14 protein-coding genes are annotated in these 19,998 nt (G+C 59.5%); 10 read left to right on the top strand and 4 right to left on the bottom strand.

Features of this window, described 5'->3' with window-relative positions:
• Positions 1-23: 23 nt before the first annotated feature.
• From recC to HOP59_RS14050, 4 genes are read left to right on the top strand one after another with little or no spacing between them, the layout of a single operon-like run.
• A complete protein-coding gene (gene recC, locus HOP59_RS14065) occupies positions 24-3,665 on the top strand; it encodes an exodeoxyribonuclease V subunit gamma (protein ID WP_234254361.1) in 3,642 nt (1,213 codons plus the stop codon).
• On the top strand, positions 3,662-7,564 hold the full coding sequence (gene recB, locus HOP59_RS14060) for an exodeoxyribonuclease V subunit beta (RefSeq protein WP_234254360.1): 3,903 nt from the start codon (positions 3,662-3,664) through the stop codon (positions 7,562-7,564). The genes recC and recB overlap by 4 nt, the downstream gene beginning before the upstream one ends.
• Complete coding sequence (recD, locus tag HOP59_RS14055) at positions 7,561-9,915, top strand: exodeoxyribonuclease V subunit alpha (RefSeq protein ID WP_234254359.1); 2,355 nt, start codon at positions 7,561-7,563, stop codon at positions 9,913-9,915. The genes recB and recD overlap by 4 nt, the downstream gene beginning before the upstream one ends.
• Positions 9,915-10,136, top strand: coding sequence for a phosphatase PAP2 family protein (locus HOP59_RS14050; RefSeq protein WP_234254358.1), 222 nt, complete (start codon positions 9,915-9,917; stop codon positions 10,134-10,136). Before recD ends, HOP59_RS14050 begins: the two co-directional genes overlap by 1 nt.
• Positions 10,137-10,723: 587 nt before the next feature.
• On the opposite strand, the gene drt3b is transcribed toward HOP59_RS14050, so the two are convergent.
• The 3 genes from drt3b to HOP59_RS14035 form a co-directional block, all read right to left on the bottom strand.
• A complete protein-coding gene (gene drt3b, locus HOP59_RS14045; RefSeq protein WP_234254357.1) occupies positions 10,724-12,781 on the bottom strand; it encodes an antiviral reverse transcriptase Drt3b in 2,058 nt (685 codons plus the stop codon).
• A complete protein-coding gene (drt3a, locus tag HOP59_RS14040; RefSeq protein WP_234254356.1) occupies positions 12,778-14,118 on the bottom strand; it encodes an antiviral reverse transcriptase Drt3a in 1,341 nt (446 codons plus the stop codon). Before drt3a ends, drt3b begins: the two co-directional genes overlap by 4 nt.
• A gap of 105 nt (positions 14,119-14,223) precedes the next feature.
• A complete protein-coding gene (locus tag HOP59_RS14035) occupies positions 14,224-14,529 on the bottom strand; it encodes a DUF6920 family protein (protein ID WP_338073342.1) in 306 nt (101 codons plus the stop codon).
• A gap of 293 nt (positions 14,530-14,822) precedes the next feature.
• Here HOP59_RS14035 and HOP59_RS14030 point away from each other — a divergent pair, with 293 nt between their 5' ends.
• The 6 genes from HOP59_RS14030 to HOP59_RS14010 all read left to right on the top strand — a co-directional run bounded on the left by HOP59_RS14030 (position 14,823) and on the right by HOP59_RS14010 (position 19,011).
• Positions 14,823-15,632: a potassium channel family protein gene (locus HOP59_RS14030; RefSeq protein WP_234254354.1), complete on the top strand. Its 810-nt coding sequence runs from the start codon at positions 14,823-14,825 to the stop codon at positions 15,630-15,632.
• 18 nt (positions 15,633-15,650) lie between these two features.
• A complete protein-coding gene (locus HOP59_RS14025) occupies positions 15,651-16,901 on the top strand; it encodes a DUF4236 domain-containing protein (protein ID WP_234254353.1) in 1,251 nt (416 codons plus the stop codon).
• A gap of 138 nt (positions 16,902-17,039) precedes the next feature.
• A complete protein-coding gene (locus HOP59_RS23690; RefSeq protein ID WP_422676527.1) occupies positions 17,040-17,351 on the top strand; it encodes a DUF2511 domain-containing protein in 312 nt (103 codons plus the stop codon).
• 71 nt (positions 17,352-17,422) lie between these two features.
• Positions 17,423-17,824 carry an MbcA/ParS/Xre antitoxin family protein gene (locus tag HOP59_RS14020; RefSeq protein WP_234254352.1) on the top strand — a complete coding sequence of 134 codons (402 nt, stop codon included), beginning with the start codon at positions 17,423-17,425 and terminating at the stop codon, positions 17,822-17,824.
• A 27-nt stretch (positions 17,825-17,851) separates the two neighbouring features.
• Entirely contained in the window at positions 17,852-18,166 is a 315-nt protein-coding gene (locus HOP59_RS14015) for a helix-turn-helix domain-containing protein (RefSeq protein WP_234254351.1), read from the top strand.
• A 347-nt stretch (positions 18,167-18,513) separates the two neighbouring features.
• Entirely contained in the window at positions 18,514-19,011 is a 498-nt protein-coding gene (locus HOP59_RS14010; RefSeq protein WP_234254350.1) for a hypothetical protein, read from the top strand.
• Between the two features lie 12 nt (positions 19,012-19,023).
• Here HOP59_RS14010 and HOP59_RS14005 read toward each other — a convergent pair whose 3' ends face one another.
• Positions 19,024-19,908, bottom strand: coding sequence for a DUF6544 family protein (locus tag HOP59_RS14005; RefSeq protein WP_234254349.1), 885 nt, complete (start codon positions 19,906-19,908; stop codon positions 19,024-19,026).
• Between the last annotated feature and the right edge of the window lie 90 nt (positions 19,909-19,998).

The following is a 19,998-nucleotide window of genomic DNA, read 5'->3' as shown; positions in this document are numbered from 1 at the left end:
TGCCCTCGCAGGAAGTCACCGCCATGCCGTTCGCCGCTACGCCCCTCACTCCAGGCTTCATGGTCGTTCACGGCAATCGCCTGGAGGACCTGCGCGGCGTGGCGGTGGAGTGGATGAAGCGCCACCCGCTTGCGCCGCTGGAAAACGAGACGATCCTGGTGCAGAGCAACGGCATCGGCCAGTGGATGAAGCTGGCGCTGGCCGCCGACGAGGCCGACGGCGGCAGCGGCATCGCCGCCGCGCTGGACGTCACCCTGCCGGCGCGCTTCCTGTGGCAGGCCTACCGTGCGGTGCTCAACCATGTGGAAGGCGATGCCAACGCGGTGCCGGCCACCTCGCCCTTCGACAAGTCGCGCCTGCTGTGGCGGCTGTTGCGCCTGCTGCCGGAACTGATGCCGCGCGACGAATTCGCCCCGCTGCGCCGCTTCCTCGAAGGCGACAGCGACCTGCGCAAGCATCACCAGCTCGCCGAGCGTCTGGCCGATCTGTTCGACCAGTACCAGGTGTACCGCGCCGACTGGCTCGAGGCCTGGGCCCGCGGCGAGGACGTGCTGATCTCCGCCCGCGGCGAAGCGCGCCCTATCGACGACACCCAGCGCTGGCAGCCGGCTCTGTGGCGGGCCGTGGTGAACAGCGTTGCCGAAGACGTAGGCGACGACGGCGTGGCCTCCAGTCGCGCCATGGTGCACCGGCGCTTTCTCGCCGCCGCTCGCGAGCTTCACGGTGGCGAATGCCCCCCCGGCCTGCCGCGGCGGGTGATGGTGTTCGGCATTTCCTCGCTGCCGCAGCAGGCGCTGGAAGCGCTGGCCGCCATCGCCCGCTGCTGCCAGGTGGTGCTGTGCGTGCACAACCCCTGCCAGCACTACTGGGCCGACATCATCGAACACAAGGATCTGCTCCGGGCTCAGCGTTTCCGCCAGCGACGCAAGCAGGGCATGCCGGCCCAGCTCGACGTACTCGGCGTTGGAGATGCCAGTGGTGACGGAGCGGAAAGCCTGCACCTGCACGCCCAACCGCTGCTGGCCGCCTGGGGCAAGCAGGGCCGCGACTACCTGCGCCTGCTCGACGAGCACGACGACGCCCAGCAGTACGAGGCGCTATTCAAGGCCGACTCGCTGCGCATCGACCTGTTCGAGCCCTTCGTGCGCGAAGGCGACGGCCGGCTGCTGCAGCAGTTGCAGGACGACATTCGCGAGCTGCGCCCGCTGCACGAGACCCGCGAGACCTGGCCGGCGGTGGACCCGGCCCGCGACGACTCCGTCGTCTTCCACGCCGCCCACAGCCCCCAGCGCGAAGTGGAGATCCTGCAAGACCAGCTGCTCGCCGCCTTCAGCGCCGACCCGAACCTCAAGCCCCGCGATGTGATCGTGATGGTGCCGGATATCGACCACTACGCTCCGCATGTTCAGGCGGTCTTTGGCCAGATCGAGCGCGACGACCCGCGCTACATCCCCTTCACCCTCTCCGACCAGGGCAGCCGCCACCGCCTGCCGCTGCTGATCGCGCTGGAAAAACTGCTGCGCCTGCCGGAGCTGCGCCTCTCGGTGAGCGACCTGCTCGACCTGCTCGACGTGCCCGCCCTGCGCGCCCGCTTCGGCATCGACGAGCAGGACGTGCCCACCCTGCGCCGCTGGATCGAGGGCGCCGGCATCCGCTGGGGGCTCGACGCCGGCCAGCGCGGCAGCCTCGACCTGCCCGCCGGCATGGAGCAGAACACCTGGGCCTTCGGCCTGCGCCGGCTGCTGCTGGGCTACGCCGTGGGCGAGGCCGCCAGCGGCCCGTGGCAGGGCATCGAACCCTTCGACGACATCGGCGGACTGGAAGCGGCGCTGGCCGGCCCGCTGGCCGCGCTGCTGGAAACGTTGGAACAGCAGTGGCGCCGCCTGCGCGAGCCCACCGACGTGGCCGGCTGGGTCGCTCGCCTGCGCACCCTGCTGGAAGCGAGCTTTCTCGCCGAGGCGCCGGAAGACAGCCTGATACTGGCCCAGCTCGAACAAACGCTACAGGAATGGCAGGAGAGCGCCGAAGAGGCCGGGCTGACCCGCGACCTGCCGCTCTCGGTAGTGCGCGAGCACTGGCTGGCTCAGATCGACGAGCCGAGCCTGTCGCAGCGCTTCCTGGCCGGCGCGGTGAACTTCGCCACCCTGATGCCGATGCGCGCCATTCCCTTCAAGCGAGTGTGCCTGCTGGGCATGAACGACGGCGACTACCCGCGCAGCCACCCGCCGATGGACTTCGACCTGATGAACGGCGACTACCGCCCCGGCGACCGCTCCCGCCGCGAGGACGACCGCTACCTGTTCCTGGAAGCGCTGCTCTCCGCCCGAGAGCAGCTCTACGTGAGCTGGGTGGGCCGCAGCATCGTCGACAACAGCGAAAAGCCACCCTCGGTGCTGGTCGGCCAGCTGCGCGATCATCTACAGGCCGGCTGGCGCACAAGCGATGGCAGCGACCTGCTCGCCGCCCTCACCACCGAGCACCCGCTGCAGCCGTTCAGCCGCACCTACTTCCCCAGCGAGGCACAGCAGGCCGAGCGCAGCGTTTCGGCCCGGCGGCTGTTCACCTTCGCCCACGAGTGGCGAGAGGTGCATGGTGAAGCGAAGTCGGAAACAGCGCCCCTCGAGCTCGAGGAGTTCACACAAGAAGCTCCTCTTACACTGGCCCAGCTCGGCAACTTCCTGCGCGACCCGGCCCGCGCCTTCTTCACCACCCGGCTCAAGGTGTTTCTGGAACGCGAGGACATCGTCAGCCTCGACCACGAACCCTTCGCCCTGGACGGCCTCGCCAACTGGCAGCTGCAGGACCTGCTGATCCGCGAACAGCGCCGCGCCGTGGACGAAGGCCGCGAGCGCCTGCCCGTGCTGCTCGACACCCTCGACCGCCTGCAGGGCCAAGGCGTGCTCGCCATGGGCGCCTTCGGCGACCGCATGCGCGAACAGCTCAGCGAGCCGATGGAAGCGCTGTTCGAGGCCTACGAAGAAGCCCTGGAAGCCTGGCCCCGCGCTCTGGGCGAGCCCGAGCCGGTGCAGCTCAGCGTGCCCGGCGCCCCGCCGTTGGAAGACTGGCTCGACGAGCTACGTGAGAGTGAATCGGGCGAGCGCTGCCGCCTGGTGCTCGCCAGCAGCAGCCTGGTCAGCCAGGGAAAAGGGCGAGGCAAATACCGCTGGTCGCACATCCTGCGCCACTGGGTCGCCCACCTGGCCGGCCACCTGAACGACCGGCCCATGACCACCCTGCTGCTCTCCAAGGCCGGCCACGTCACCCTGCCGCCCCTCGACCCGGAAGCCGCCCGCGGCCACCTGCGCGAGATCGTCCGCACCTGGCAGGCCGGCATGCAGATGCCGCTGCCGCTGGCCTGCGACACCGCCTTCGTCTGGCTGAGCAAGTTGGGAACACCTGACACCGAGCGCGACAGCGACGCCTGGCGCGCCGCCGCCAGCACCTACAACGGCGACGACTTCAACGCCGGCGAGGCGGGCCGTAACGCCTACCTCGCCCACCGCTGGCCCAGCTTCACCACGCTCTATGAAGCCCGCCAGGACAGACTCGGCTTCGCCGAACTCACCGAGCGGCTGCTCGCCCCGGTACATCTGGCGGTGAAAGGGGACAAGAAAGAGGGTGACAAGAAACAGAGCGGGAAGAAGACATCGGGGAGCCAGGCATGAGCGAGGTCACGCAGTTAGATCCATTGTCGTTTCCGCTTCACGGCAGCCGCCTGATCGAAGCCAGCGCGGGCACGGGCAAGACCTTTACCATCGCCCTGCTCTACGTGCGCCTGGTGCTCGGCGCCCGCTCGGAGGCCGACGACGACGCCTTCGAGCGCCCGCTCACGCCACCCGAGATACTTGTCGTCACCTTCACCAACGCCGCCACCCAGGAGCTGCGCGAGCGGATTCGCACACGGCTTGTTGAAGCCGCCAATGTCTTTCTAGAAGGGCATGAGTCGAACCTGAACCTTGCAGAGGCCTCGGGGGCAGCTCCTAGCGGAGATCATTTGACAGGGATGTCAAATGTAGCGCCCAGGGATGGGTTCACAGCGCCTCCGCAGGGAGCTGCACGCGAAGGCCTGCAACCACCAGATCCACTGCTCCTCGCCCTCCGCGACCAATACGATCCCGCCACCTGGCCCGCCTGCGCCCGGCGCCTACAGCTCGCCGCCGAATGGATGGACGAAGCCGCCGTCTCCACCATCCACAGCTGGTGCTACCGCATGCTGCGCGAGCATGCCTTCGACAGCGGCAGCCTGTTCTCGCTCAACTTGGAAAATGACCAGACCGAGCTGGAGCTCGAGGTGGTGCGCGACTACTGGCGCAGCTTCTACTACCCGCTCAGCGTCGACGAGCTGGCCACCGTGGTGCGCCACTGGAGCACCCCCGAACAGCTTCACGCCGCCGTTCGCGGCCTGATGCCCGAAGCTGCGGCATTGAACAAGAACGCCCCGCCACCGGCCGAGACCATCGCCAATGCCAGCCGCGAGACCGCCGAGCGCCTGGCCCAGCTCAAGGCCCCCTGGCCCCAGTGGCTGGACGAGTGCGAGGCGCTGTTCGAAGAGGCCGCCCAGCAAAAGGCCTTCAAGGGTCAGAGCTTCAACGCCAGGAGCCGCGCCAACTGGCTCGGCGCCCTGCGAGAATGGTGCCAAGGGGAGGCCACCTGGCCCGGCCTGACCGACGCCGCCTGGAAGCGCCTCACGCCCCAGGGCATGGCCGATATCTGGCTCAAGGGCGAGCCGCCGAATCATCCGGCCCTGGCAGCGCTGGAAAAACTCCAGGGCGAACTCAACGCCCTGCCCGATCCCTACGCCGATCTTCTCACCCACGCCGTGCACTGGTGCCGGGCGCGACTCGACCGCGAGCAGGAGCGCCGTGCCGAGATGGGCCCCAACGAGCTGCTCACCCATCTCGACAGGGCGCTCACCGGCCCCAATTGCGAGGCGCTGGGCGCACAGATCCGCCGCCAGTTCCCGGTCGCCCTGGTCGACGAGTTCCAGGACACCGACCCGGTGCAGTACCGCATCTTCGACTGCGTGTACCGTATCCGAGAGAACCGCCCGGAGTGCGGTGTGTTTTTGATCGGCGACCCCAAGCAGGCGATCTACGCCTTCCGCGGCGCCGACATCTACACCTACCTGCGCGCCCGTCGCGACACTCAAGGCCGCCACGTCACCCTGGGCACCAACTTCCGCTCCAGCCGCGAGATGGTCGAGGCGGTGAACCGCTGCTTCGAATTCGCCGAAGCGCACCCGCCCGGCGCCTTCCTGTTCAATTCCCCCGAGGGGAACCCGGTCCCGTTTCTGCCTGTGGGAGCGAAAGGACGCAAGGACTCACTCACCCGCCAGGGCCAGGCGCTACCGGCCATGACCCTGTGGCAACTCGAGTGCGATGAGCCGCTCTCCAAGACCGCCTACCAGCAGGAGATGGCCGAGCGCTGCGCCTCCACCATGGTGGAGCTGCTCAACGAGGGGCTAAACGGCCGCACCGGGTTTCAAGAAGAGGGAACGCTCAAGCCACTCAAGCCTTCCGATATGGCAGTGCTGGTCAATGGCCTGGGCGAGGCTCGCTCGATTCGCCAGGCGTTGGCCCGGCGCGGGGTGAAGAGCGTCTACCTCTCGGACAAGGACAAGGTGTTCGCCTCGCCGGTCGCCCCTCAGCTAGACGCCTGGCTGCGCGCCTGTGCGGCGCCCGACGACGATCGGCTGCTGCGTACCGCCCTGGCCACCTCGGTGCTGGGTCTCGATATCGCCACGCTGGATAAGTTGAACGAAGACGAACTGGCCTGGGAAGGCCGCGTGCTGCAGTTCCGCGACTACCATCGGTTGTGGCAACGCCAGGGCGTGTTGCCGCTGGTGCGCAAGATCATCCACGACTTCGACGTGGCGCAGCGGCTGCTCGCCTGGGGGCCTGCCAGCGACGGTGAGAGAGTACTTACCGACCTCTTACATCTAGGGGAATTGCTCCAGCACGCCAGCCAGGAACTCGACGGCGAACACGCACTGATCCGCTTTCTCGCCGAGGCCATCGCCAACCCCGAAGGCCACGGCGACACCCACAAGCTGCGCCTGGAGAGCGACGCCGACCTAGTGCAGGTCATCACCATCCACAAGTCCAAGGGTCTGGAGTACCCGCTGGTGTTCCTGCCCTTCATCTGCAACCACCGCGCCACGAAGAAGGACGACTCGCCGCTGCGCTGGCACGACGCCGAGGGCCGCCTGCGCATCAGCCTGGAAGCCGACGACGAGACCTTGGCCACCGTCGACCGCGAACGCCTGGGCGAAGACCTGCGCAAGCTCTACGTGGCGCTTACCCGCGCCCGCCACGCCACCTGGCTCGGCATGGCCCCGCTCAAGGGCGGCGAAGGCAGCGCCGTCGGCCAGCTGCTGGCCAATGGCGACCTGCTCGGCCCAACCGGATTCAGCGAAGCGCTCGCACGGCTCAAGGGCGACTGCGCCGCCATCGAGATCGCCCCGGCGCCGCCGGCCCACGCCGAGATCGTTCGCCAAACCGAGCGCAACAACGCCCTGGGCGAAGCGCGCACCCCCACACGCCCCGCCCGGGAGCACTGGTGGATCGCCAGCTACTCGGCGCTGCGACTCTCCGGCGAGATCGTCAGCGTCGAATCGGTCAGCGCCCCAGTAAGGACTGACTCACCTGTTAAGCCCCATGACAGCGAAACGCAGCGTAGCGGCAGCCTGCCGGAACCCGCCACCGCCATGGAAGCCACCGCGCTGGAGGTGTTGGAAGAACCCCGCGACAGCGGCCAGAGCGAACCGCTGCCCTCGCTTCATAGATTTCCCAGAGGGCCAGGTCCTGGCACGTTCTTACATGGCATACTCGAATGGGCAGGAGAACAGGGCTTTGCCCGCGTGGCCCGCGACCCCGCCTTGCGCGAGGACACCCTCGCCCGCCGCTGCCAGGTGCGCGGCTGGCAACCGTGGCTGAACACCCTGCACGCCTGGTTCGGTACCCTGCTCGCCGCCCCGCTGCCGCTGCCCAACGGCGCGGGCAGTCTCAGGCTCGAAGCGCTCAGCCGCTACCAGGTGGAGATGGAGTTCTGGTTCGCCTCGCGCCAGGTCGACACCCGCCGACTGGACGCCCTCGTAAGTGCTTACACACTCCCCAGCCTTGAGAACAGCACAGGTGCCGGCCTGCCTCGCCCCGCGCTGGACACCGACACCCTCAACGGCATGCTCAAGGGCTTCATCGATCTAGTGTTCGAGCACGAAGGGCGCTACTACGTGGCCGACTGGAAATCGAACCACCTGGGGCCGGACGACAGCGCCTACAGCCAGGAGGCCATGCGTCAGGCGGTGGCCGCCAAGCGCTACGACCTGCAGTACGCGCTATACCTGCTAGCCCTGCATCGGCTGCTCAAGGCGCGCCTGCCGGGCTACGATTACGACCGGCATATCGGCGGCTCGCTCACCGTGTTTCTCAGGGGCGCCAATGCGGAGAGCCGCGGCGTACACGCCGAGCGCCCCCCACGGGAGCTGATCGAAGCGCTGGACGCGCTGTTCCAGGGCGACGCCCGAGCGGCAGGCACCCGCACCACCACGGAGGCGCCGGCATGAGCAAGCGCAGCAAGCACCACGACGACGCCACCCTGGATCTGTTCGCCGACCAGAACGAAAGCACTAGCGACGGCGAAAGAGAAGAAACCCGCGTGGGTGATGACCCCGATGTCAGCGCCAAGTCGGAACCGCTACTGGCCGCCCTGAACGACACCCAGGCGCTGTTTGCCCTGCTCGACCGCTGGGTGGAACGCGGCTGGCTGCGGGCGCTGGACCGGGCGCTGGCGAGCTTCTTCCAGCGCGAGGTGAACGACGCCCCGCCCCTGCTGCTGCTCGCCGCTGCTCTCGCCAGCCATCAGCTCGGCCGCGGCCACGTGTGTCTCGATCTCGCCCAGACCCTGGCCGCCCCTGATCTGGCGCTCTCGCTGCCACCGGAAGGCGACGACCTGAGCGACCCACCGCCGCTGCCAAGCGACCTGCTGGCCGAGCTGGAACTCACCACCTGGCGCGCCGCCTTGAACCACCCCGCCCTGGTGGCGGATGGAAACGAACCACCGGGAAACACCCCACTGGTGCGCAGCGAGCGCGACGGCAACGTGCGGCTCTACCTGCGCCGCTACTGGCAGTACGAGCAGGACATTCGCGGCCTGATCGGCACCCGACTTACTGCCACCACCGACGCAGAAGCCGATACCGTCACCCTGGCCCGGGCGCTGGCGGCACTCTTCACCCCGGGGCATGAACTCGACTGGCAGCAGGCCGCCTGTGCACTGGCCAGCCGCTCGCCCTTCGCCGTGATCACCGGCGGCCCCGGCACCGGCAAGACCACCACCGTGGTCAAGCTGCTCGCCCTGCTGCAGGCCTTGGCCCTGGGCGAAACCGCACCCGCCGGCACCGCCCCGCGCCCGCTGCGCATTCGCCTGGCCGCTCCCACCGGCAAGGCCGCTGCCCGGCTCAACGAATCCATCGCCAAGCAGGTGCAGGGGCTTTCGCTGGTAGAACTGGCCGCCGCCGTGGGCCAACAGGGTGTGGATATCTCAACCCTGCGCGACAGCATTCCCACCGAAGTGACTACCCTGCACCGCCTGCTGGGCTCGCGACCGGATACCCGCCACTTCCGCCACCACGCCGGCAACCCGCTGGCGCTGGACGCCCTGGTGATCGACGAAGCCTCGATGGTGGATATCGAGATGATGGCCGCCGTGCTCACCGCCCTGCCGCCCAGGGCGCGACTGATCCTGCTCGGCGACAAGGACCAGCTCGCCTCGGTGGAGGCCGGCGCAGTGCTCGGCGACCTGTGCCAACGCGCCGAAGGCGGCCACTACACCCCGGCCACCTGCGACTGGCTGCAACGGGTGACCGGCACGCCGATTCCCGAACGCTACCAGGACGAAGGTGGCCAGCCGCTGGACCAGGCCATCGCCATGCTGCGAGTAAGCCACCGCTTCGATGCCAAGAGCGGCATCGGCCAGCTCGCCGAAGCGGTCAACCTCCCGCTCGGGCCCGATCAGAACGAGAAAGAGGCACAGAAGGAAAAGAAGCGCGCCGTACGTGAGATCTTCGGCACTGATGGCACGGATGGAAAGCCACGCTACGCCGACATCGCCCGCCTCGCCCTGGCGGACGCCGACGACCCGGCGCTGGATCGCCTGGTGGTAAACGGCAACCCGGCTGGATTCACCAGCAGTGGCGAAGGCCGCCACGACCGACGTGGTGAGCCTATCGCCCCGCCCCGTGGCTACGCCCACTACCTGGATGTGATGCAGGCAGCACGCCCCACACAGCCCTACTTCGGCGAAGGCGAAACGCGCCAGCCCTACGACGCCTGGGCCCGCCAGGTACTCGCCGCCCACGGCCACTTCCAGTTGTTGTGTGCATTGAGAAAAGGCCCTTGGGGAATCGAAGGGCTGAACCCGCGTATCGGCCACGCGCTGCGCCGCGCCGGCTGGCTCAAGGCCAGCGACCTGGAGCTGGATCAGGGCTGGTTCGAAGGCCGCCCGGTGCTCGTCACCCGCAACGACTACGGCCTGGGTCTGATGAACGGCGATATCGGCATCACCCTCGCCGTGCCCGAGGCCCGCAGCGCCAGTGAGATGCCCGGCCGCACCCTGCTACGCGTCGCCTTCCCGGCCAGCGACGGCAGCGGCGATATCAAGTGGGTACTGCCCAGCCGCCTGCAAGCGGTGGAAACCGTATTCGCCATGACGGTACACAAATCCCAGGGCTCGGAATTCACCCACACCGCCCTGCTGCTCCCCGACGCCCCCAACCCCATTCTCACCCGCGAGCTGGTCTACACCGGCATCACCAGGGCGAGGGACTGGCTCTCCCTGGTGGAGACAGGTCGTGGGATGCTGGATGAGGCGGTGACGAGGGAGGTGGTAAGGGTGAGTGGATTGGGCAAATTGTAATGATGCCTCCCCAGTGGCCACTCGATGATGTCTGCCGTCACCTACCTGCCCTGCTCATTCGGGTACAGCCGGCGCTGAGGCTGAAAGCCTACCTGTTGATACTGGCGATACTGCTCGACCTGCTGGTGGGCATGTGCCGTGTCTACCTCGGTGAGCATTGGCCGACGGATGTACTTGCCGGTGCACCGCCGGAGCCGCTTGGGCAATGCTGTGCTGGCTAGTAATGCGTTGGTGGCAGCGGCGCGGGTAGGTTGAGACAAAGGAGAACAGCCCGGGCACCGAGTAGGCGCTCAAGCGATGGGGGTCGCAGCATCAAGTAATGTTGCGTCTCCTACCGCCCCAACCCCATCCTCACCCGGGAGCTAGCCTACACCGGCATCACGCGTACAAGGGACTGGCTCAACTGGTAGAGACGGGCCGCGGGAAGCTAGATAAGGCGGTGACAAGGGAAGTTTTTTGTGTAAATGGGCACTGTGCTTAAGAACTCTCTTATAAGAAAGCAGCCACAATTAGTCAGTCTGTTCCACTTCAGTTTCACTATACCCTCTAACATCAGAGGGACATCGCATACCAAGAGGAGCTAAGCAGCGGTAGGCTAAGTAGAGCACCTCCACTTTTTTGTAACAAAGCAAGCCCTAGAGTTCAGGTAAATATTGAAGAGAGGGACGAGCTGCTTAACTTAAGAAGGCTGGGCGGCTCATTCGGACCGCCCAAATCATAGCCCCCGTGCATAGGGTAGCTAAGAATCCATGCGAGTGTGTGGGCTGCCTACAGCCATTAACCGCCGGTTGAATGATGCATGGAATGCCTAATATACTTCAAGGCTTCGCTTGGCGTCAAGCTCCTTGCCGAAGTCAAAATCAGTCCACTTAGTAAACCAGTATTTCCGAAGACAAAATATGGCATCCTGCTTGTCACTTTCGCTGACTCCATACAAAAGTAAAATCTGCCTTTTTAAGTTAGTACTTACGTATGGACATGCCATAATATCTAACGTTAAAATAGTACGCTCAGCATCTTTTTTTAGCACCTCAAGGTCTTTTGTCATTTTACTTATAATATGATTTTCCAAAGACAATCTAAATGTCGCGTATCGCTTAACGTCCTTAACATAAAACAAGGCAACTGTTATGGAGAATAGATTGAGCTCATTTGAAAACACATACTCTCCAACCTCGTCCTTTGTAGCGCCAAAGCAAGACGCCAGAAAATCTTCCTCAAGGCGGTAATCTCGCCCCAACTGAGAAAGCGATACCAACAAATAGAGCGTCTCAACTTGGACGTACCGCTTAATTTTATTCTTATTTATTATGAAGTGTATGTTTTCATATATAACTTTAAATATTCCATCTCTATCATCTTTACAAACCTCTCTTGTCTTCAGGAATGAGCTCACGACATGCAAAATCCTACATAGCTTTATTGTCGTATTCACTCTTGGCGAAACGGAGTAAATAAAAAAAGAAAACTCAACGATTGAGCATATTGCATAGACAAGAGACTTTACAGAAGAAGGTTGCTTCTGAATTTCTCTATATTCATTCAAGATTTTTTTACACTTCGACTCAACTATAGACAAAGAATAATTCAGAACATCTTTATATTCGACATTACTGCTTTTTATGATCGACTTAAACTCAGTTATGAGAGAGGTTTTTTTAATATGGATATGTCCTTTTTTTACAAACACACTCTCGCCGAACTCTTCTTTTTCCTCAGTTGCAATTTTATATCTCAACCTCTCGTTAAAAAGATTCGATATCATTCTTTTAGCTATTGTTATTTCAGTAATAATAGGCTTCTTATAAACAACTTCTTTTTCTGTATTTAGGCTCAGCTTGTATCCCTTCAGAGTGAACTGAAGCTGTGCTAACAAAGCCTTGTAGATCGACTCATCGTTGTAAAATAAAAAATAGTCATCAACATATCTAAATATTTCGTAATCTTGTCTATGTACAACCCCTTGCTCTCGTAACTGTCGTAAAACTTCTTCATCAACTGCCTGCAGTATAATTTCAGAAAATATTCTTGACACCTCAGGGCCAATCATTATCCCATTTGTTTCGTTATAATTTTCTTGTTGAAGCAGCCTATCAAAGTCATCAGGAAAAGATCCTGATATTTCCCCGTCTGGAATTGCCCCTGATAGAACGTTCTTAACCGGTCCTTTTCCAAACACTGCCCAGGCAATCGAATGGGTGTATATGCTATCAAAGCATTTAGATATATCAAGCCTCGCCATATAAGTGTATATTTTTTCGCACCTATGATAGCTTTCAGACTCGAAGAATTTGAAAATATTACTGTACTTTTCATAAACAAAAAAAGACTTTAGATTCTTGTAATCCTTGCCAGATTCCTCTACTAAATCGTTATGCTCGTTTATTTTAGGAATCTTTAAAGCGTCATTCCAACTCACAGTTTTAGCGATTCGAACAGGAGCCCGTAGACTAAACTTACTTCTTTGGCAGTAATATATTATCGCACCACTATGTCGATGGTAGAAGTCAATGGTTTTTACTTGATTTTTTGGATGCGAAAATGACAGCATCCTAAGCTCATCTTCTTTATGAGTTATTCCATACGCAAAAGGTATAGTGACAGCATCGCTGCTGTTACAAACCATCTTCCCCTCAGCGTTTAAACTACAGTTACTTACATCCAACCCCAGCAATAGCTGCACAGCAGTGTTGACCGTTGAACAACCAGGCTTCCAAGTAAATACATTTTTTTTGAACTGCACTTGGTTTTCAACTAAAAAATCATAAAAGTGCCTATTCGAAAAAGTAAGCGGAACTTCATAAGGCAACAAGTCAGAAATAACAACTCTTTCTTTTTTATAAGATATTTTTTCTTTCTTTTTCATACCACCCCCTTCCATGCTTTAGTCAGAACTCCTAGTTCCTTGGCAGTGAATTTTCTAAAGCTCTTACTCTCAAAACCATCCTTAAAGGAAAGCTTTCTCAATCTTCTCTTAAGGCTGGGACAGGCTAAAGCATCAATCTTACTTCCCATAAACCTATCAAGGCAATGGAAGCAGCTAGCATCGTTTACCCACTTATTTGAGCTATACACCCCAACAAAAGCTCCACCTATATTATTGGATAACTTAGTATTTCCAGTCAACATTCTAATTCTGTTTATTAGCAACCTTTTTTCCTTTGAACTTTTACTGCCGCCAGCATATTTCTCAAACGCCGACGATATCCTTAGCTTGTATCTTTTTTCTTTATTTTTGCTAATTCCTATTTTTAGCCCGCCTTGTGATTCAAAACTATAACCCAAATAGTCGAATCTGAATTTTTTTACTTTGCTTGACTCCATGATCTTCGTTTTCGTGGGATGCAGCGTTAGGCCTAATAACATTAAGATATGAGCAATTTCTTCCTTTTTCCTCTCAACACCTACACCTGGGGCAGAAGAAAAAATTGCAACTATATCATCCACATACCTTGTATAGTAAACTAATCCAGGAAGCTCTTTTATTTTCTCATCCGCTTCATTCATATAAAGTTCAGCCAAATATGCGCTCACGCCAACGCCTCTCGGTATCCCTTTTGCGCTGCCGCTAAGCTCAGCATAATCCTTCAGAATGAAATTTATCATTTTCCTTGAAGTTATTGAGAGATTAGGGTTTTCATATAGTTTTCTAGACAAAACCCCTCTGTCTATATTCTCATAGAAGTCTTCAATATCAGTCCTAATTACATATTTAGGAAAGTTGTCACTCAAGATGGACTTGAGCTGCGATACAACTAAGTCTCGCCCAGCCTGTTTTACCCCATAGGTGTTTTTAATATTGTACTGAAGCTGCTTGCCTGAAAAAAAGTTTTCTAGCCCAGCTTTTAACCTATAAGTTTGCTTGCTATGGTGACTTGAGTTATGCTCTTCTATTGACAGCCGAAATCTCTTTGCAGTAACCAAGCTAGAAATAGTTTCTAAATGTTTATCAATTAGCTCACTGCGCTCAGCATCAAAGTGCCTGATTATTTTCAGCACCAGATTATTTCTGCTCTTATAAAGCTCCTCAGAATATATATCTCTTGATTTTCTCAGCCTTCTCCTAATATTTCTCCAGCGCTTTATTTCTTTGGAATACACCGCCACCTGTGAAGGAAAGCCGCTCGCAATATAATCACCTTTTTGATTCTCAGAATCATAAATCTTTCTGAAATTTTTTGCTGTAAACGATTGTTCCTGCATGCGCCCCCTACGCCAACTCAAAATGTTATTTTGCGTTACAGCCTAGCACCGAAACACCTGTTGTCCCACGACCGGAATCAACGCAGCCCTACGAAAGGATCAGCTTTACAGCACCAGAAACCTAACCTCCCCCACCCTCGCCCGAAAGAACGGAAAGTACGCCTCGGTGCCGAAGTGATTGCCCGCCTCGACCTGGGTGGGCAGGGTGAAGCCTTCGAAGTTTTGGAAATCGTCCAGGTAGCCGCCGAAGGGCTGGAACTGCACCCAGCGTGGTTGGCCGTTTTCGGTCACGGCGATCTCTATGGCTTGTTCCAGGGTGCCGTGGGTGATGATTGCTCGTGCCAAGTTGGGCTCGCCGCTCTCTTCCCAGCGCACGCCGGCCTCTTCCCAGTGCACTCCGTGCTGGGGCAGCAGCGCTGCCGGGGCCCAGAAGGCGGCCTCTCCTACGACACGACTGAGTGCCCACGTAGGTGGTTGTCATCGCCCCCGGCCCTAGCGACGGGCAGCATGCCCTCGAGCCAGAAGCGCGTCCAATTGCGGCCTTCCACCATGCGGTCCAAGCCGCACAGGGGTCGGTGGAAGCGTTGGCAATAACGCCGTCCGTGCGCCTGAGCAGTATGTTAATAATGCTGCGTTCCCCATTCGCTTTGGCGGTGGGCCTGAGAGTCTTGCACTGATCAGCTGGCAACTGGATAGGGGGATGCATGCAGCCATTGGATAGCCAGAAGGCCAGCCCCTATGAGGCTTGGCGCCGTCGCTTGTACCAGATGCTCGAGCCCACCGCTCGTGAGTCCCCCGGGCTATCAATCACCAACCGCTTCATAGCCGTTCTGATCATTCTCGCCACGGCACTGACCATTCTGGAGACGGAGCCGGTTGTCCGAGCGCTTGCCCCACACTTCTTCGTTACCTCCGAGGTAGTGCTGGCCTTGGCTTTTCTGGTCGAGTACGTCGCGCGCGTGATTGCGGCTGGCGAAGATCCCCGCTATCGAGGGCTGGCTGGGCGCCTGCGCTTCATGGTCAGCCCATGGGCAATCATCGACCTGCTCGCTATCTTGCCTTTCTTCCTGACCATGGGGGCAGTCAACGCCTTCGCCTTGCGTCTGCTCAAGCTGATCCGGCTGCTCAGGCTCGCGCGGCTGGGGCGCTTCTCCAACGCAATCGGCGATCTCTATTCGGCGGTGCGCGGGCGGCGCTATGAACTCACGGTGAGCCTGATGGTGGCGGTGGCGCTGCTGATCGTCACCAGCAGCGTGATCTATGCCCTGGAAGCCAGCCATCAGCCCGAGGCCTTCGGGAGCATTCCCAGGGCGCTCTGGTGGAGCGTGGCCACCCTCACTACGGTGGGCTATGGAGACGTGACACCGGTAACCGCGGCTGGCCAGCTGTTTGCGGGTCTGACCGCCATCGTCGGCATCGGCATGATTGCCATGCCGACCGGCATCCTGGCTGCCGCCTTCAGCGATGCCATGCAGAAACGTCGGGAGCAGGCTGAAAACGACAACAACGAGTGACAAGACAAGGGGTGGAGAATGGCACTTCGATTTCGTCGGCGCATCCGTATTGCGCCAGGCATAAGCCTGAACCTCAGCAAAAGCGGTATCGGGGCCTCCATCGGCCCTCGTGGCGCCAAGATCAGTGTGGGGAGTCGCGGCGTTTATGCCAACGTGGGGCTGCCGGGTACCGGCCTCGCCTTCCGTGAGAAGCTCAACAAGCGTGGTAGCCCGGGAGCAACCAGCGCCCGGGCAGGAGCGCTCTCTCGGGGCAAGGTACTTGAGCAGCAGCTCAAGGCAGGTGGCTCGGCAGTTGCCCGTGTCCGGGTCAATGAAGACGGCGAGGTGGTGATCACCGACGACGATGGCCAGCCATATGATGAGACGGAACTCCGCGTACTTCGTAAGTACGCTGGGGAGGGCATACGCGATATGCTCCAGCAAGCGTGCGATCGACTGAACGCCGATTTGGCTGCGCTAGCGACGGTACACCTTGATACGCTGCCGCCACGAGACACACCAGTGTTTCAGGCTCGTGCGTTTCCCGAGCCTGAGCCTCAGCGCCGGCCTCGCCTCAAGCCGACGCTCTGGAGCCGTATCTGGCCACCGGCGAGGCGCCGACTAGAAGAGCAGAACGAGCGATGGGCTGAACAATACGCGCGCGACTTGAGCGAATGGGAGGATGCGGCGCGGGCCTTCAACGATCAGGAACGGCAACGGCGCGTGCAAGAGACCGAGTTAGTGCTGACGAGCCTCGATGCTATGGCCAATGTCCTTGAGGAACACCTGGGGGAAATCCCGTGGCCGAGGGAGACGAACGTGAGCTTCGATCTCGGTGATGATGCCAGCACAATCGCTATCGACATCGAGCTACCCGAAGAGGATGCCTTCCCCGACGTGGAGTACCACCTGGCTGCCAAGCAGGCGAAGGTTTCCATTAAAAAAGTCGCCGCCACTCGGCGTCGCATGCTGTATCGCGACTACGCTCATGGCGTTGCGATGCGGGTGCTAGGTGAGATATTTCACCGTCTACCGACCGTTCAGGTGGCGCTGGTATCGGCCTACATGCCGAGCCTCGATGCCGGTACTGGGCAACCCACCGAAAGCTACCTCTACAGTGTCCTGGTCACTAAGTCACAGTGGCGAGAAATCAATTTCAAGGCCTTGGCCGACATCGAGCCACCTGCCACCTTGGAGCGCTTCGAACTGCGAAGAAAAATGACCAAGACGGGAGTGTTCAAGCCTATTGAGCCGCTTGGTCTTGAAGTGTTAGAGAAGACTTCAGGATAAGCTGGGGCAGGTGCTCTCTCGAGCATTTGATCAAATGCTGGAAAGAATGAAATGACCTGCCCCAAACTTTACTGATAGCTTTTCTTGGTGACCATGAAGCTCTCCGTATTCCCATAACTTAATTTTCTCGAGGTGCATATGCGTTCGATAAAGCTTGTGTTAGTGATGGCTTTTGCCATGTCTTATGGACAAGCCTTTGGCTCAGACTTGGAGGTGTCAAGGTCTGAGTTTGGTGATACATGGCCATTTACCGTAGAGAGTGGTGTGGTAGCCTGCGTTGATGGGCAAGCAGCAATTTTCAAGTCCGGAGGTAAGTCCTACCAGCTGAATGGGTTTGCCAGGAGCCGTGGGTACGCTCCGATAGATCCTATTTGGAGAGATAATCCTGACATCCCAGGAACGAAAGTCAGCATAGGGGAAATGATTAGGATTGCGCTAGAAAGGTGTTGATTTTCTTGCTGACTTGGGCCAAATGGCCAATCATTACGCGCATATCCTCCATTTGACGAACGGAGGTCGTCATGGCCATGCCCCACCTACCCGTAGAAAAGCGCCAGGAAATGAGCGCAGCGGCGATGCGTACGTACCCCAACATTGCCAACGACTGGGGGCTTAAGGGGCAGGAAGCCGCCTTGCTCCTTGGCGTGCCTGAGTCCACCTATCGGCGCTGGCGCAAGCAGCCCACTGCAGCCCGTCTCGACGTCAATCAGCTTGAGCGCGTGTCGCTGATCCTGGGGATCTACAAGGCTCTGCAGATCCTGCTGCCGCGAGCCGACGCTGCGGACTCCTGGCTGCGCCGGCCCAATCACAATCCCCTGTTTGCTGGCCAACCTCCTCTGGAACGGCTGCGCAGCGGCCTAGTGCAAGATCTCTATGTAGTTCGCCAGCACCTCGATACCGCCCGAAGTGAAGGCCATGCATGACTTTCAACTCAACGCGAGGACATGACCATGGGCCGTAACATCTTTGACGAACTCGTCGAGGGCTTCGATGCATTGGCAGATGAGCGCCAAGGCAAGCGCACGCTGCGCTCCCACTCCGTAGAGCTGGCGGAGGTTCCCGACGTCACAGCCAGCGAGCTCATCGAGCTGCGGGAGCGGCTGCATATGTCCCGCCCGGTATTCGCCATGTATCTCCGCACCAACCCCAGGACGCTGGAGAATTGGGAGCAAGGCCGCGCCAAGCCCAATGCCCAGGCCATGACACTCATCCGGCTGGTCCAGAAGTATCCTGAAACCCTTGAGCATCTCGCTGATCTTGCCTAGTACCATTAAGCGCTACGGCACCGAGAACCGAACCTCCTCCACTCTCACCTGAAAGAACGGAAAGTACGCCTCGGTACCAAAGTGATTGCCTGCCTCGCCTTGGTGGGCAGGGTGAAGCCTTCGAAGTTTTGGAAGTCGTCCAGGTAGCCGCCGAAGGGCTGGAGCCGCCACTCCTTCTCGGGGTTAGAGGGGGTTGCCGCACTCGGCGCAGAACACCCGGCACCTTGCCGCATAACCGGAGCCTGTCAACATAGTCGCTAGAAACACATCCATTTACCATGTTTCCAAGGTCAGAATTAGCGTAAGCTATAAATCAGGAGCAACCATGACGACATAAGGAATGTGAAATGCCAAAGCTCGGAATTTCTATTGCTCTTCTGTTATTTTCCATTAACACGTTTGCAAAGACAGACATTGAGTTAGTTTACTCAGGCCTTAGATTTAAAATTCCAGGAAACTTCTCCGTGATAGGTGACACAGGTGGCAGCCAGAATATTTTAATATTCAGGTATGGAGATGAGTTAGGGAAGAGGTTTTTGGCTTTTTCCGACATGACGGATGATGAAACTCTTGATTATGGATGCCCAGCCAGCTCTTTCTTTATGAATGTTTTCTTCGGCACGGATGACTCGGGATGCGACCAAGACAGCATCAATATAATGCAAGAGTATTTTGTGGAAGGCCGAGAAGTTGAGAAGTGGTCTGAGAACGAACTCTCTGTTGTGTACTCGGGAAATAGAGAAAAATCATACGTTTTCATAATAGGAGACAACGGCAAGCTTGTGAAGCTGGACTCGGATTTCCTAGAAAAAGAATCTTTAAAGAAAATAGTTAGTGGCATATAACAAGCAGCACCGTTACACCGAGAACCGCACCTCCTCCACCCTCACCCGAAAGAACGGAAAGTACGCCTCGGTGCCGAAGTGATTGCCCGCCTCGACCTTGGTGGGCAGGGTGAAGCCTTCGAAGTTTTGAAAGTCATCGAGGTAGCCGCCGAAGGGCTGGAGTCGCCACTCCTTCTCGGGGTTGGCGTCGCTCCAACGCTGGAACTGCACCCAGCGCGGTTGGCCGTTCTCGGCCACGGCGATCTCTATGGCTTGTTCCAGGGTGCCGTGGGTAATGATCGCTCGTGCTAGGTTGTGCTCGCCGGTCTCTTCCCAGCGCACACCGGCCTCTTCCCAGCGCACTCCGTGCTGGGGCAGCAGGGCTGCCGGAGCCCAGAAGGCGGCTTCCGCCACAGCTCGGCCGAACGTGGCGCGCAGGTGATTGTCGTCGCCCCCGGCCCTGGCGACAGGCAGCGTGCCGTTGAGCCAGAAGCGCGTCCAGGAGCGGCCTTCTGCCATACCGTCCGAGCCGCTCATCTGCATGAGGCCGGCGCCGGCTTGTTCGAGCCGCCAGATGAAACCGTACGGTGGAGCGAGTATCTGGCGTGCCTGCATGAGGCGATAGCCGGGCGCCTCCTTGGTGCCGAGGCCGATCTCGCCGCTCATGTGGATTTCGCTGACGACATGAAGCGGCGCGCCCGGGGCGATGGTGTATAGGAAATAGCGCCGGGCGGCATCGGGCAGGCCTTCCACCATGGCGGGGTCGAACGTTTCGACGGTGGCGGGCGCCTGGGATTGCAGCCAGGCCCAGGCTTGCTCCATCGCGCAGTTGTCGGCCACTCGCCAAGCCTGTATGGCCAGTACGCCGGTGAGTACCAGCGCCAGCAGCAGGCCTACGGCTACCCCCAGGCAGGCCATGCGTTTTCTCCTGCGCTTCGCCCTATCGGCCATTCTTCAAGCCTTGTGCACGGCTGGACCTGCCTGCTCAGGATGGCTCACTGGTGCCTG

Origin of the sequence: Billgrantia aerodenitrificans, from assembly GCF_021404405.1 — a bacterium.
Classification (GTDB): Bacteria; Pseudomonadota; Gammaproteobacteria; order Pseudomonadales; family Halomonadaceae; genus Halomonas; species Halomonas aerodenitrificans.
The sequence above is the reverse complement of the archived record's forward strand: the minus strand, read 5'-3'. Positions and strand labels throughout refer to the sequence as shown.

Coding starts and splice junctions, on each gene's coding strand:
- recC (WP_234254361.1), top strand. CDS start 24: ATGCCGTTCGCCGCTACGCCCCTCACTCCAGGCTTCATGGTCGTTCAC.
- recB (WP_234254360.1), top strand. CDS start 3,662: ATGAGCGAGGTCACGCAGTTAGATCCATTGTCGTTTCCGCTTCACGGC.
- recD (WP_234254359.1), top strand. CDS start 7,561: ATGAGCAAGCGCAGCAAGCACCACGACGACGCCACCCTGGATCTGTTC.
- HOP59_RS14050 (WP_234254358.1), top strand. CDS start 9,915: ATGATGCCTCCCCAGTGGCCACTCGATGATGTCTGCCGTCACCTACCT.
- drt3b (WP_234254357.1), bottom strand. CDS start 12,781: ATGAAAAAGAAAGAAAAAATATCTTATAAAAAAGAAAGAGTTGTTATT.
- drt3a (WP_234254356.1), bottom strand. CDS start 14,118: ATGCAGGAACAATCGTTTACAGCAAAAAATTTCAGAAAGATTTATGAT.
- HOP59_RS14030 (WP_234254354.1), top strand. CDS start 14,823: ATGCAGCCATTGGATAGCCAGAAGGCCAGCCCCTATGAGGCTTGGCGC.
- HOP59_RS14025 (WP_234254353.1), top strand. CDS start 15,651: ATGGCACTTCGATTTCGTCGGCGCATCCGTATTGCGCCAGGCATAAGC.
- HOP59_RS23690 (WP_422676527.1), top strand. CDS start 17,040: ATGCGTTCGATAAAGCTTGTGTTAGTGATGGCTTTTGCCATGTCTTAT.
- HOP59_RS14020 (WP_234254352.1), top strand. CDS start 17,423: ATGGCCATGCCCCACCTACCCGTAGAAAAGCGCCAGGAAATGAGCGCA.
- HOP59_RS14015 (WP_234254351.1), top strand. CDS start 17,852: ATGGGCCGTAACATCTTTGACGAACTCGTCGAGGGCTTCGATGCATTG.
- HOP59_RS14010 (WP_234254350.1), top strand. CDS start 18,514: ATGCCAAAGCTCGGAATTTCTATTGCTCTTCTGTTATTTTCCATTAAC.
- HOP59_RS14005 (WP_234254349.1), bottom strand. CDS start 19,908: ATGGCCTGCCTGGGGGTAGCCGTAGGCCTGCTGCTGGCGCTGGTACTC.